Annotated in this window: 10 protein-coding genes and 1 riboswitch; of the genes, 3 read left to right on the top strand and 7 right to left on the bottom strand. The window is 72.3% G+C overall.

Annotated features, from left to right (window positions below; all coding sequences use genetic code 11):
- Positions 1 to 4: 4 nt before the first annotated feature.
- A riboswitch (cobalamin riboswitch) is annotated at positions 5 to 169 on the bottom strand.
- 241 nt (positions 170 to 410) lie between these two features.
- From ACFVVX_RS04930 to ACFVVX_RS04920, 3 genes are all read left to right on the top strand, one after another.
- The gene (locus tag ACFVVX_RS04930; RefSeq protein ID WP_387941472.1) at positions 411 to 1,124 is read left to right on the top strand and encodes a helix-turn-helix domain-containing protein; all 714 of its coding nucleotides are present in this window, start codon (positions 411 to 413) and stop codon (positions 1,122 to 1,124) included.
- 222 nt (positions 1,125 to 1,346) lie between these two features.
- The gene (locus ACFVVX_RS04925) at positions 1,347 to 2,459 is read left to right on the top strand and encodes an alpha/beta hydrolase family protein (RefSeq protein WP_387941470.1); all 1,113 of its coding nucleotides are present in this window, start codon (positions 1,347 to 1,349) and stop codon (positions 2,457 to 2,459) included.
- 285 nt (positions 2,460 to 2,744) lie between these two features.
- Positions 2,745 to 4,247, top strand: coding sequence for a hypothetical protein (locus tag ACFVVX_RS04920; RefSeq protein WP_387941468.1), 1,503 nt, complete (start codon positions 2,745 to 2,747; stop codon positions 4,245 to 4,247).
- Between the two features lie 93 nt (positions 4,248 to 4,340).
- On the opposite strand, the gene ACFVVX_RS04915 is transcribed toward ACFVVX_RS04920, so the two are convergent.
- The 7 genes from ACFVVX_RS04915 to ccrA all read right to left on the bottom strand — a co-directional run bounded on the left by ACFVVX_RS04915 (position 4,341) and on the right by ccrA (position 12,670).
- On the bottom strand, positions 4,341 to 5,219 hold the full coding sequence (locus ACFVVX_RS04915) for a CDP-alcohol phosphatidyltransferase family protein (protein ID WP_387941466.1): 879 nt from the start codon (positions 5,217 to 5,219) through the stop codon (positions 4,341 to 4,343).
- A complete protein-coding gene (locus tag ACFVVX_RS04910) occupies positions 5,206 to 5,898 on the bottom strand; it encodes a phosphatidylserine decarboxylase (protein WP_387941464.1) in 693 nt (230 codons plus the stop codon). The genes ACFVVX_RS04915 and ACFVVX_RS04910 overlap by 14 nt, the downstream gene beginning before the upstream one ends.
- Before the next feature lie 455 nt (positions 5,899 to 6,353).
- Entirely contained in the window at positions 6,354 to 7,556 is a 1,203-nt protein-coding gene (locus tag ACFVVX_RS04905; RefSeq protein WP_387941462.1) for an acyl-CoA dehydrogenase family protein, read from the bottom strand.
- A 189-nt stretch (positions 7,557 to 7,745) separates the two neighbouring features.
- On the bottom strand, positions 7,746 to 8,249 hold the full coding sequence (locus ACFVVX_RS04900) for a MaoC family dehydratase (RefSeq protein WP_387941460.1): 504 nt from the start codon (positions 8,247 to 8,249) through the stop codon (positions 7,746 to 7,748).
- Between the two features lie 24 nt (positions 8,250 to 8,273).
- A complete protein-coding gene (locus tag ACFVVX_RS04895) occupies positions 8,274 to 9,236 on the bottom strand; it encodes an HpcH/HpaI aldolase/citrate lyase family protein (protein WP_387941458.1) in 963 nt (320 codons plus the stop codon).
- 23 nt (positions 9,237 to 9,259) lie between these two features.
- Positions 9,260 to 11,290, bottom strand: coding sequence for a protein meaA (locus ACFVVX_RS04890; RefSeq protein WP_387941456.1), 2,031 nt, complete (start codon positions 11,288 to 11,290; stop codon positions 9,260 to 9,262).
- A gap of 9 nt (positions 11,291 to 11,299) precedes the next feature.
- Positions 11,300 to 12,670: a crotonyl-CoA carboxylase/reductase gene (ccrA, locus tag ACFVVX_RS04885; protein WP_387941454.1), complete on the bottom strand. Its 1,371-nt coding sequence runs from the start codon at positions 12,668 to 12,670 to the stop codon at positions 11,300 to 11,302.
- Between the last annotated feature and the right edge of the window lie 248 nt (positions 12,671 to 12,918).

The raw sequence follows: 12,918 nt of genomic DNA, 5'->3' as shown, positions 1-12,918 counted from the left end.
GCGAGAGTCTCCTGGCTTCCGGGTCCGAACGCACCCCCGGGCCTCCCAGCGGCTTCTGACGGCCTGCCGGCGGCTCCCCCTGCCCCGCTGACGGGTGCGGAGGTGACTCTCCGAACGTGCTCCCCGGTGACAGTGGCGGGACCGCGCCGGACTCGCACCGGCTTCCTCTGCATGCCTCCGTATTGGCTGAAGGATCCCATCACGCGGCCGAACCGGGAGTCAACCAAGGTCACGGAGGGTTTGGTCACACGCCCCGGAGGTTTCCCGCCCCCGTCGCTACCTCCGAGTCACGCCCCCCGCAGGGGCATGACAGCCTGTGTGATCGTCCAGCGCCCTGGAGACGCCTCCAGTCGCGCTTCGTGTGTTCGGCGGCTGGGGCACCGATGCACCAAGGCCTACCGTCTGGTCCCATGCGACGCAGACGGCCCCCGGCCGTGCCCCCGGTGCCCTTCTCGCCCACGGCCGCCCGCGCGCACCGCGCCGGGCTCGGGCTGACCCCGGCCCAGGTCGCCGAGGGCATGGCGGCGCACGGCGTCCGGCTGCTGCCCACCCACGTGCTCGGCTGGGAGAGCGGCGAGCTGCGCCCCACCGAGCAGGAGTTCATCGCGCTGGCCAGGGCGCTCTGGTGCCCGCCCGCCCAGCTGATGGGCACCCGCCCGGCCCGGCTGCGGGACTTCCGGGTCGCCCGGGAGCTCGACCAGGAGGCCGCCGCCCGGCGGATCGGCGTCCCGCTGCGGCACTACCAGGACGCCGAGGCCACCGGCCGCTGGGACGGCGACGAGGAGCAGACGTACGCGCTGGCACAGGTGCTCGGCCTGACGCTGCGCGAGCTGGTCGCGGTGACGGACCGCCGGGAGGAGCTGGACCGGCGGCTGCGACAGTGCGTGGACGGCCGCTGGCAGGCGCACACCCGGGCGATCGGCCGGATCGTGCCGGTGCCGGAGGACGACCTCGCCGCGGTGCTGACGGTGCTGCAGGGCGAGTACCAGGTCGCCTCGCACTGGGGCGCCGGCAGCTGGGGCTCCCCGGCCCCGGCGGCCCGCCCGGCGCAGCCGCGGGACCGCCCGGTCGACGAGCGGTTCTGGGAGCTGCTCGGGCGGCGGCGGACCGGCATCCCGGTCTGAGGCCTCCCGGTCCGAGGTCTCCCGGTCCGAGGTCTATCCGGGTCAAAGGTGTCCGGGTCCGAGGCCGGGACCGGTCCGACCCCGGGTGACCCGGACGGCCCTGTCCGGTGGCCGTCGCCCTCCCCCGCGAGTGGACTGGGGCTGATCCGACCGACTCCCGCCGGGCGTGCGACGCCGGGAGGCGACCGGTCCAGTCCGCGACCAACAGAGCGGGGAGCGAGTATGCGTTGGGGAACCGCAGCCGTCGTGGCGGCCGCCGTCGTCGGGACCGGGGCGGCCGTCCTGGTGATCGGCCGGAAGGCGTCCGAGCGGATGGTCCACCCGGCGGCCGCGCGGCGGCCGGCGGGCCCCGTGCTGGTGCAGAGCCTCGCCGCCGGGCGGGCCACCTTCACCCGCAGCCAGGCCAGCGCCCGCCCCGGCCGCTGGGCCGTCGAGTGGGGCGAGGACGGCCACGCGGTGGTCGGCGAGATCCTGCACCAGGACGGGCAGGGCGTCACCCGGCGGCTGGAGCGCGCCGAACGGGGCACCCTGAAGGCCGGCACCGCCGTCCGCTTCACCCCCGACGTCTACCGCGGCGACCCGACGAGCGCGCTCGGCCTGGACTTCACCGAGACCGCCGCCGAGGGCGAGCTGGGCGCCCTGCCCGCCTGGTGGCTGGACGGCAAGCGCGGTACCTGGGTGCTGCTGGTGCACGGCCCGGACACCGACCGCCGGCAGACCCTCCCGGTACTGCCCGTGCTGCACCGGTTCGGCCTGCCCGCCCTCGCCGTCACCTACCGCGGCGACCGGGGCGCACCCGCCTCCCCCGACGGCCTAGGGCACTTCGGCGAGACCGAGTGGCGCGACGTCGAGGCGGCGCTGCGGCTGGCGCTGGACGCCGGCGCGGGCCGGGTCATCCTCTACGGCTGGTCGCTGGGCGCCACGATGGTCCTGCAGACCGCCGCCCGCTCGGCCTGGGCCTCCGCGATCAGCGGTCTGATCCTGGACTCGCCGGTCCTCGACCTGCCGGCCACCGCGCGCCGCGGCGCCGCCCGGGCCGGGTTCGGCCCCCAGGCCGCCGAACTGGGCGCGCTGGCCGCCGAGGGCCGCACCGGCGTGGATCTGGCCGACTTCGCCCGGATCGCCGACGGTACCGACCTGCGGGTGCCCACTCTCGTCCTGCACAGCCCGGACGACCCGGTGGCCCCCTGGCGGTCCGCCGCCCGCCTCGCCGACCGCCGCGGCGACGTGGTCGGCCTCCAGGCCTTCCCCGGCGCCGACCACGCGGCCCTCTGGAACGCGGACCCCGACCACTACACCGAACTCCTGCGCCGCTGGCTCACCCCGCTGCTCTAGGGCCCGTCCTCGGCGCTGCTCCAGGGTCCGTCCTCGGCCCCGACGGGACCCGGCCCGAGCGGGCGGGGCCGAACCGGAGCGGGTCCGTCCGGGGCGGTGGCCGAACCGCTCCGGGACCGGGCGGACCGGGCCCGGCCCGCTGACCTGGCGTGCTCGTGTCACAAAGATCCGGCCAGGCGGTTTGGCCTCTGTTGCCCGATCTTGTGGACCCGCCGCGGCCCCCGCCCGAAGCCGGTGGCCGAGCGGATGTGACAGAAGGCCGGTACAAGGGGAAGACTGCTCGACGTGACGTCTCGGAACCCGCGCGACCGTGATGCCCCGCTCCCGCCGACGATCGGTACCGGTGCGACGGTGACCCGTCTCCCCGGTACGGCCCACCGACCCGCAGGCGCCAGGCCGGGCGGGTCCGGCGTACCCCGCCGACGAGGCCCCGCACCCGCCCCCGGCCGCGGCCGGGTCCCGGTGCCCGAGGGCTTCCCCGCCCCCGCCGAACTCGCCCCGCTGGCCCGCCGCATGCTGGTCGACGCCGTCCGGATCGCCCGCTGGGCCGGCGAGCTCGGCGAGGTCGACAAGCGCGGCGAACTGCTCCCCGAGGACGCCCGCGCGGCCGGCCGCGCACTCGCCATGACGGTGGGCGCCGCGGCCAGGGCCTGGGGCCAGGCCCTGCTGGTCGGCCTGGTCGAGGCCCGGGACGGCGGCGCCGCCCCCGGCTGGCGCCTGCACGCCTGGGAGCACGACGACGAGGCCGTGGTCCGCGGCTGGTCCGCGCTCTTCGACGCCTGGACGCTGCTCGCCCCGGTGCCGCCCGCCGCACTGCGCGGGGTCTTCGCGGTGCTCGCCGGGCAGGCCGTGGACCAGGCGCCGCAGCTGCTCTCCTTCCTGCACCTGGTGGCCGGCCCGGTCCCCGACAGCGAGCTGCTGGAGCTGCTCCGCCGCGGCCTGGACGAGCGCCGGGTCGGCGGCGGCACCGGGGCGCTGGGCCTGTCGCCCGTCCCGCACGCCGCCTCCGCCGTGTCGGCCGTCCGCGGCACCTGCCGCGAGCCGCAGATCGACACCCCGGCCGCGTCCGCCGACGTGGCCGCCGTCCTCGACTGGATGCTGGACGGCCTCGCCGCCGTCGGCGCGGTGGTCCGCGAGGACGACGCCGCCGAGCTGTCCCCGCTCGGGCACTGGGCGGTGCGGGCCAAGCTGGAGGAGATCTGCACCGTCGCCCAGACCGCCGCGGGGCACATCGAGCAGAGCGCCCTGGAACTGCTCAACGCCTGCGCCGACTACTCCCCGGGCCCGGCCCGCGCCGAGTACCGCGCCTGGGTGGCCGCCCGACCGGCCGACCGGGCCGTCGCCGAGCTGCTGGACGCCGCCCAGGGCGACGACGCGCTGGTGCGCGGCCTGGCCTTCGAGGCGCTGCGGGTGGCCGGCGGTACCGCCGAGCAGGCCGTCCGGGCCGCCGTGGACGAGCCGGTGCTGCGCCCGTACGCGCTGCTCTGGCTGGCCGAGCAGTCGGACGAGGGGGTCTCCCCGGCCGACGTGCTGGGCGCGGAGGACGCCGCCTGGCTCTGGGTGGACACCGCCGCCGCCGTCCTGGACCACGGTGAGACGGAGCTGCTGGTTGGCCACGTCGAGGGCGCCTCGGCCGGCGACCCGGTGCGGCTGTTCGCCCGCGCCCGGCAGTCCGGTCACCCCCGGGCCGCCTCGGTGCTGACCGCCGTCTCCGGCGTCCACCCCGACCCGGCCGTGGCCCGCGCGGCGCGCCGCTCGGCGTTCAGCGTCCACCGCGGCGGGGCCTGACCCACGGCATGACGAAGGGCCCGGATCCGTTCGAACGGATCCGGGCCCTTCGTCATGCCCCGGCGTGCTGCCCGGGCGGTGTGCTCCGGCGGGTCAGCCGACCCGCGACTCCGCGCGGCGGGCCCGCACGTCGCCGACCTTCTGGCCGACCTTGCGGCGGATGACCAGCAGCGGGGCCATGGCGGCCAGCGCGATCTGCGCGAAGGCACCGACGTGCAGCAGCATGTCGCCGCCCGGCAGACCGGTCGCCCAGGCCGCCAGGCAGCCGATGGAGACCACGATCCAGCAGAGCGTGGCGGTGGCCAGCAGCCCCTGCGGCTTCGGGTACTCGATCCGGCTCATCATCAGGTACGCGGTGCCGGCGATGGCGAGCAGACCCGGCAGGAACGGCGGGTCGAGCAGCACGATGGCGATCACCGTCATCGCGCCCATCGGGCAGGGCATGCCCTGGAACACCCCGGGCCGCATCTTCACGGCCGAGAAGCGGGCCAGCCGCAGCACCACGGACAGCAGCACCGTGAGCGCGATCAGCGCCGAGAGCCGGCTGTCGGAGCCCGGCGAGACCATGCCCCAGACCGCGACGAAGTAGGCCGGCGCGATACCGAAGCTGATCAGGTCGGCCAGGTTGTCGAGCTCGGCCCCGAGGGCGGAGGAGCGCAGCTTGCGCGCCACCAGCCCGTCGAAGAGGTCGCACATCGAGCCGATCAGCAGCAGCGTCACCGCGGTGGCGGCGCTGTGCCGGTCCGGCGCGACGTCCGGGTTGGTGATGTGCGGGACGAGCACCCCGGTGGTGATCGAGTAGATCGCCAGGAAGCCGCAGACGGCGTTCCCCAGGGTCAGGAAGTCGGCGGTGGACAGGTGCTGGGGAGAGCGCGGAGCACGGAGCTCGCGGTCGCGCGCCCAGCGGCGCCGGCGCAGGGCCGTCTCCTCGTCGTCCAGGCCGACGATCGTCTCAGGTTCAGTCACGGTCAAGGCGCGTCACCCCGGCTGTGGTCTTCTGGCCGACCTCGACGCCGACCTCGACGCCGGCCGGCAGGTAGGTGTCGACCCGGGACCCGAAGCGGATCAGACCGATCCGTTCGCCCTGCTCGACCTTGGTTCCGGCGTCCACGTACGGCACGATGCGACGGGCCACGGCCCCCGCGATCTGCACCATCTCGATGTCGCCGAGCTCGGTGTCGAAATGCCAGACGACCCGCTCGTTCTGGTCGCTGTCCTTGTTGAACGCGGGCACGAAACCGCCCGCGACGTGCTCGACGGACGTCACCGTGCCGGACAGCGGCGCCCGGTTGACGTGCACGTTGAGCGGGCTCATGAAGACCGCCACCCGGGTGCGGCCGTCCGGCCAGGCGTCGATGCTCTGCACCACGCCGTCAGCGGGGCAGATCACCGAGCCGGTGCCGATCTCACGCTCGGGGTCGCGGAAGAACCACAGCATGCCCGCGCTGAGCGCACAGGCGGGTACCGCCGCCAGGGCCCACTTGCCGCTGCGCCGGGTGAGGGCGGTGGTCACGGCGGCCGTGGCGAGGGTGGGGACGAACCAGGGGGTGGCTCCGCGCGCGATGGTCACGCGGGGTCGCCGACCGGCCGTCGTGGCTGCGAGGGCATCGCGGTCCGTGACGGAGGTGTGAGGGGACGGGCTGATGGGCATCGAAGACCTTTGTCGCGGGGGATCATGGCCGCTGGACGGGGGCCACCGCGGGGATCGAGTAATAAAGGGACGGCTGCTGTCCCGGTGGATGCTATCGGGAGCACACGGTGGGTGGGCAACCCGCCTGCACGTTCATGTGTCCTGTGCGAGGCGCCGATGCGCCTCCTGTGTATACGACCGTAGCTCGGCCTCGTCCCGTTCCCAAGGGTCCGGACAGACCTGGTGACACTTGTCTCAACGGGCGTGTCGGAGGAACCGCGCGCGCCGCAGGGCGCGCCGGGGCGGTGCTCGGGCATGTGGGAGCGGCCGCAGGGCGCGTCTCAGCAGCTACGCGCCCTGCGGCCGCTCCTCGGTGGCCGTACCGGGCCCAGGCGGACCAGGCCGGGCCCCAGCGGCACGGCACCGCGCCGGGACGGGCCCGCACGCCCGTCGACCGGCCGTCCTCCGGGGACCGCCTACTCGGCGATCCGGTACTCCTCCAGCAGACGACGACCGACGATCATCTTCTGGATCTCCGCAGTACCTTCACCGATGAGCAGCATCGGGGCCTCCCGGTAGAGGCGCTCGATCTCGTACTCCTTGGAGAAGCCGTAGCCGCCGTGGATCCGGAAGGAGTCCTCGACGACCTCCTTGCAGTACTCCGAGGCGAGGTACTTGGCCATGCCGGCCTCAAGGTCGTTGCGCTCGCCGCCGTCCTTCTTGCGGGCGGCCATCACCATCATCTGGTGGGCGGCCTCGACCTTGGTGGCCATCTCGGCGAGCTTGAACTGGATGGCCTGGTGCTCGGCGATCTTCTTGCCGAAGGTGGAGCGCTGCTGGGCGTAGGAGATGCCCAGCTCGAAGGCGCGCCGGGCGACACCGCAGCCGCGGGCGGCCACGTTGACCCGGCCGACCTCGACGCCGTCCATCATCTGGTAGAAGCCCTTGCCGGGGACGCCGCCGAGGACGCGGTCGGCCGGGATGCGGACGTCCTGCAGGACCAGCTCGGTGGTGTCGACGCCCTTGTAGCCCATCTTCTCGATCTTCCCCGGCACGGTGAGGCCGGGGACGGTCGGGTTCGGGCCGAAGCCGGCCGTCTTCTCGATCAGGAAGGTGGTCATGTTCTTGTACGGGCTGCTGCCGCCCTCGTCGGTCTTGCAGAGCACCGCGACGAGGGTGGAGGTGCCGCCGTTGGTGAGCCACATCTTCTGGCCGTTGAGGACGTAGTGGTCGCCGTCCTTCACACCCTTGGTGGAGATCGCCGAGACATCGGAGCCGAGGCCCGGCTCGGACATCGAGAAGGCGCCGCGGATTTCGCCGGCCGCCATCTTCGGCAGGAAGTAGTCCTTCTGTTCCTGGGTGCCGTGCGCGCTGATCATGTGCGCCACGATGAAGTGGGTGTTGACGATGCCGGAGACGGACATCCAGCCGCGGGCGATCTCCTCCACCACCAGGGCGTAGGTGAGCAGCGACTCGCCGAGGCCGCCGTACTCCTCGGGGATGGTCAGGCCGAAGAGGCCCAGCTGCTTCATCCCCTCGACGATGGCGGTCGGGTACTCGTCCTTGTGCTCCAGCTCCGTGGCGACCGGAATGATCTCCTTGTCGACGAAATCCCGCACGGTGGCGAGGATGTCCCGCTGGATCTCGGTGAGGCCGTCGGTCTGTGCGAGGCGTCCCATCGTGCGGCTCCTGTGGAGAAGAGAAGAGGGTGGGGGAGAGAGTGAGGGAGAGGGTGGGGCGAGCGGGGAAAGGCGGGGGGGGGGGTATTGCCGGGGGCCCTGCCGGCGTGGCTGCGGCAGCAGGGCCCCCGTTCCGGAGTGGGATCGGCCGATGACGGCGGCCTACCCGTCCGGGGTCCTGGAGGGGGGTTACGACAGCGGGACGGGACGGCCGGGCTGCTCCCCGCCGCGCTCCTTGATGTACGTCGCGGTCGGCACCATCACCTTGCGGCGGAAGATGCAGACGACCGTGCCGTCCTGCTTGTAGCCCTTGGTCTCGACGTAGACGATGCCCCGGTCGTCCTTGGACTTGGAGGGCCACTTGTCGAGCACGGTCGTTTCGCCGTAGAGGGTGTCGCCGTGGAAGGTCGGCGCGATGTGGCGCAGCGACTCGATCTCCAGGTTGGCGATCGCCTTGCCGGAGACGTCCGGGACGGACATGCCGAGCAGCAGCGAGTAGATGTAGTTGCCCACCACGACGTTCTTGCCGAAGTCCGTCGTCTTCTCCGCATAGTTGGTGTCCATGTGGAGCGGGTGGTGGTTCATGGTGAGCAGACAGAAGAGGTGGTCGTCGTACTCGGTGACCGTCTTGCCGGGCCAGTGCTTGTAGACCGCGCCGACCTCGAACTCTTCGTAGGTGCGTCCGAACTGCATCTCAGTGGTCCTTAGGAGGGGAGGTCAGGCCTGCGGGGGCTCGAACTTGGAGGTGCGCTGGAACCCGGCGGCGCGGCCCTTGCCGGCGATGACCAGGGCCATCTTGCGGCTGGCCTCGTCGATCATCTCGTCGCCGAGCATCGCGGAGCCCTTGGCGCCGCCCGCCGCGGAGGTGCACCAGTCGTAGGCGTCGAGGATCAGCTCGGAGTGGTCGTAGTCCTCCTGCGAGGGCGAGAAGATCTCGTTCGCGGCGCCGACCTGGTCCGGGTGGAGCACCCACTTGCCGTCGAAGCCGAGCGCGGCGGCGCGGCCGGCCACCTCGCGGTAGCCCTCCTGGTTGCGGATCTGCAGGTAGGGGCCGTCGATCGCCTGGAGGTCGTTGGCGCGGGCGGCCATCAGGATGCGCATCAGGATGTAGTGGTACGCGTCGGCCGGGTAGCCGGCCGGCTGCTCGCCGACCACCAGGGACTTCATGTTGATCGAGGCCATGAAGTCGGCCGGGCCGAAGATGATGGTCTCCAGGCGGGGGGAGGCCTCGGCGATCGCGTCGACGTTGATCAGGCCCTTGGCGTTCTCGATCTGCGCCTCGATGCCGATCTTGCCGACCTCGAAGCCCATGGTCTTCTCGATCTGGGTGAGCAGCAGGTCGAGCGCCTTGACCTGCCCGGCGTCCTGGACCTTGGGCAGCATGATGCAGTCGAGGTTCGGGCCGGCGCCCTCGACGACGGTGATCACGTCGCGGTAGGTCCAGTGGGTCGTCCAGTCGTTCACGCGGACGACCTTGGTCTTCTTGCCCCAGTCGCCGTTGTTCAGCGCGTCGACGATGTGGTGCCGGGCGCTCTCCTTGACCAGGGGGGCGCAGGCGTCCTCCAGGTCGAGGAAGACCTGGTCGGCGGGCAGGCCCTGGGCCTTCTCCAGGAAGCGCGGGTTGGAGCCCGGCACGGCGAGGCAGGAGCGGCGGGGGCGGAGCCTGTTGACGTTGGCCATGAGGGTGGGTCAGTCCTTCCGGGTCAGCTGGTGGTCGTCGCGGCGGGGGCGGGCGTCCACGGCTGGAGCCTGTTGGCGAGCCGGATCTCGTCCACGATCCGGCCGATGATGGTCGTGATGCCGAAGTCCTTCGGGGTGAACACGGCAGCGACGCCGGCGGCCTTGAGAGCCTCGCCGTCCGCTGCCGGGATGATGCCACCAACGATCACTGGCACATCCTCCACCCCGGCCCGGCGCAGCCGGTGCAGGACGTCGGGGACCAGCTCGGGGTGGGCCCCGGAGAGGATCGACAGGCCGACGCAGTGCACGTCCTCCGCGACGGCCGCGGAGACGATCTGCTCGGGCGTCAGCCGGATGCCCTGGTAGACCACCTCGAACCCGGCGTCGCGGGCCCGGACGGCGATCTGCTCGGCGCCGTTGGAGTGCCCGTCCAGGCCGGGCTTGCCGACCAGCAGGCGCAGCTTGCCGGTGCCCAGCTCGGCGGCGGTCGCGGTGACCGCCTCGCGGACGGCCGCCAGCTCGCCGCCGGGCTCGGCCGCCACCGCGACCGGGGCGCCGCCGACGCCGGTGGGCGCGCGGTACTCGCCGAAGACCTCGCGCAGGGCGAAGGACCACTCGCCGGTGGTGACCCCGGCGCGGGCGCAGGCGAGCGTGGCGGGCATCAGGTTGGCCTCGGTGACCGCGACGGTCTTGAGCTCGTCGAGGGCCAGTTGGGCGGCGGCCTCGTCGCGGCCTCCGCGCCACTGCTCCAGGGCGGCGAGCACGGACTGCTCGGAGGCCGGGTCGACCACCATGATCGCGGTGTCGAGGTCGGCCGTGAGCGGGCTCTCCTCGGTGGTGTCGAAGCAGTTCACCCCGATGATCTTGTCCTCGCCGGACTCGATCCGGGCCCGGCGGGCGGCGTGCGAGGCGACCAGGTTGGACTTGAGGTAGCCGGACTCGACGGCCGGGATGACCCCGCCCATCCCCAGCACCTTGGCGATCTCGGCCTCCGCGCCGGCCAGCAGCGCGGCGGTCTTGGTCTCGATCACCTCGGAGCCGTTGAAGATGTCCCCGTACTCCAGCAGGTCGGACTCGTAGGCGAGCACCTGCTGGATGCGCAGCGACCACTGCTGGTCCCACGGGCGGGGCAGGCCGAGCGCCTCGTTCCAGGCGGGCAGCTGGACGGCCCGGGCGCGGGCGTCCTTGGAGAGCGTGACGGCGAGCATCTCCAGCACGATCCGCTGGACGTTGTTCTCCGGCTGCGCCTCGGTCAGGCCCAGCGAGTTGACCTGGACGCCGTAGCGGAAGCGGCGCTGCTTGGCGTCCTGGATGCCGTAGCGCTCCAGCGTGACCTTCTCCCAGAGCTGGGCGAAGGCGCGCATCTTGCACATCTCCTCGACGAAGCGCACGCCGGCGTTCACGAAGAAGGAGATCCGGGCGACCACCTCGCCCATCCGCTCGGCCGGCACCTGGCCGGAGTCGCGGACGGCGTCCAGCACCGAGATCGCGGTGCACATCGCGTAGGCGATCTCCTGGACCGGGGTGGCCCCGGCCTCCTGGAGGTGGTAGCTGCAGATGTTGATCGGGTTCCACTTGGGGATGTTCCCGACCGTGTAGGCGATCATGTCGGTGATCAGGCGGACCGACGGCCCGGGCGGGAAGACGTGCGTCCCGCGCGAGAGGTACTCCTTGACGATGTCGTTCTGGGTGGTGCCGGTGAGCTTGGCGATGTCGGCGCCCTGCTCCTCGGCGACCACCTGGTAGAGCGCCAGCAGCCACATCGCGGTGGCGTTGATCGTCATGGAGGTGTTGGTCTGTTCGAGCGGGATGCCGTCGAACAGGGTGCGCATGTCCCCGACGTGGCCGACCGGCACGCCGACCCGGCCGACCTCGCCGCGGGCGAGGATGTGGTCGGAGTCGTAGCCCGTCTGGGTCGGCAGGTCGAACGCCACCGAGAGGCCGGTCTGGCCCTTGGCGAGGTTCTTCCGGTACAGCGCGTTGGAGTCGCTCGCGGTCGAGTGCCCCGCGTAGGTCCGCATCAGCCAGGGCCGATCACGCTTCTGATCAGTCATCGGATCGCCTTAGATGTCACGGCTGGGCCGGTCGGCCCGCTCGGAGGCCTCGCGGAACAGGTTGATCGCGGGCAGGTGCTTCGCGCGCAGCTCGGCGTCGCGCACGCCCAGACCCTCGGTGGGGGCCAGGCAGAGCACGCCGACCTTGCCCTGGTGCTTGTTCTGGTGGACGTCGAGCGCGGCCTGGCCGGACTGGTCGAGGGTGTAGACCTTGGACACCGTCGGGTGGATCTTGCCCTTGGCCACCAGGCGGTTGGCCTCCCAGGCCTCGCGGTAGTTGGCGAAGTGGGAGCCGACGATCTTCTTCAGCGACATCCACAGGTAGCGGTTGTCGTACTGGTGCATGTAGCCGGAGGTCGAGGCGCAGGTCACGATGGTGCCGCCCTTGCGGGTGACGTACACCGAGGCGCCGAAGGTCTCGCGGCCCGGGTGCTCGAAGACGATGTCCACGTCCTCGCCGCCGGTCAGCTCGCGGATCCGGCCGCCCAGGCGCTTCCACTCGCGCGGGTCCTGGGTGTGCTCGTCCTTCCAGAACCGGTAGCCCTCGGCGGAGCGGTCGATGATCGCCTCGGCGCCCATCGCCCGGCAGATCTCGGCCTTCTGGTCGTTGGAGACCACGCAGATCGGGGTGGCGCCGCCGGCCAGCGCGTACTGGGTGGCGTAGGAGCCGAGGCCGCCGCTGGCGCCCCAGATCAGCACGTTGTCGCCCTGCTTCATGCCCGCGCCGTTGCGCGAGACCAGCTGGCGGTAGGCGGTGGAGTTGACCAGGCCGGGGGAGGCGGCCTCCTCCCAGGTCAGGTGGGCGGGCTTGGGCATCAGCTGGTTGGTCTTCACCAGGGCCAGCTGGGCCAGGCCGCCGAAGTTGGTCTCGAAGCCCCAGATCCGCTGCTCCGGGTCCATCATCGTGTCGTTGTGGCCGTCGGAGGACTCCAGCTCGACCGACAGGCAGTGGGCGACCACCTCGTCGCCCGGCTTCCAGGCGTTGACGCCGGCGCCGGTGCGCAGCACCACGCCCGCGAGGTCCGAGCCGAGCACGTGGTACGGCAGGTCGTGGCGCTTGGTGAGCGGCGACAGCCGCCCGTAGCGCTCCAGGAACCCGAAGGTGGAGACCGGCTCGAAGATCGAGCTCCACACGGTGTTGTAGTTCACGGCGCTGGCCATGACGGCGACCAGCGCCTCGCCCGGGCCCAGCTCGGGCAGGGCGACCTCGTCGAGGTGGAGGGACTTGCGGGGGTCCTTGTCGCGGCTGTCGAGGCCGGCGAACATCTGCTCCTCGTCCTTGTGGAGCGTCACGGCCCGGTAGGACTCCGGCAGCTTGAGCGCGGCGAAGTCCGCGGAGCTGCTGTCGGAGCTGAGGATCGCGTCGAGGATTTCCTTCATGGCTGCCTCCGAAGGCGTACCTGTGTGAGGGGCACAGGGCGTCTGGGGGAGCCGGGAGCGGACACCGGCTTCGCTGAGATGGGTGGTGGGTGGGTTCGGCTGTGGGCCTGGCTGCTGCTCGCCCCCGGGGTGTGGGAGCGCCGGACGACGGCGCGCCGAGGTGGGGAGCCGCGGCGCCGCGACTGGTGGGTAACAAGGTAGTGGCACCCTGTGCCACTCGTAAAGACACCGGGTGTCATCAATTCAGG

The organism is Kitasatospora sp. NPDC058170 (assembly GCF_042883905.1).
GTDB lineage: Bacteria > Actinomycetota > Actinomycetes > Streptomycetales > Streptomycetaceae > Kitasatospora.
Note: the sequence above shows the minus strand (reverse complement) of the source record. Positions and strands in the feature narration are given on the sequence as shown.

Coding starts and splice junctions, on each gene's coding strand:
- ACFVVX_RS04890 (WP_387941456.1), bottom strand. CDS start 11,290: ATGACTGATCAGAAGCGTGATCGGCCCTGGCTGATGCGGACCTACGCG.
- ACFVVX_RS04925 (WP_387941470.1), top strand. CDS start 1,347: ATGCGTTGGGGAACCGCAGCCGTCGTGGCGGCCGCCGTCGTCGGGACC.
- ccrA (WP_387941454.1), bottom strand. CDS start 12,670: ATGAAGGAAATCCTCGACGCGATCCTCAGCTCCGACAGCAGCTCCGCG.
- ACFVVX_RS04930 (WP_387941472.1), top strand. CDS start 411: ATGCGACGCAGACGGCCCCCGGCCGTGCCCCCGGTGCCCTTCTCGCCC.
- ACFVVX_RS04895 (WP_387941458.1), bottom strand. CDS start 9,236: ATGGCCAACGTCAACAGGCTCCGCCCCCGCCGCTCCTGCCTCGCCGTG.
- ACFVVX_RS04905 (WP_387941462.1), bottom strand. CDS start 7,556: ATGGGACGCCTCGCACAGACCGACGGCCTCACCGAGATCCAGCGGGAC.
- ACFVVX_RS04910 (WP_387941464.1), bottom strand. CDS start 5,898: ATGCCCATCAGCCCGTCCCCTCACACCTCCGTCACGGACCGCGATGCC.
- ACFVVX_RS04900 (WP_387941460.1), bottom strand. CDS start 8,249: ATGCAGTTCGGACGCACCTACGAAGAGTTCGAGGTCGGCGCGGTCTAC.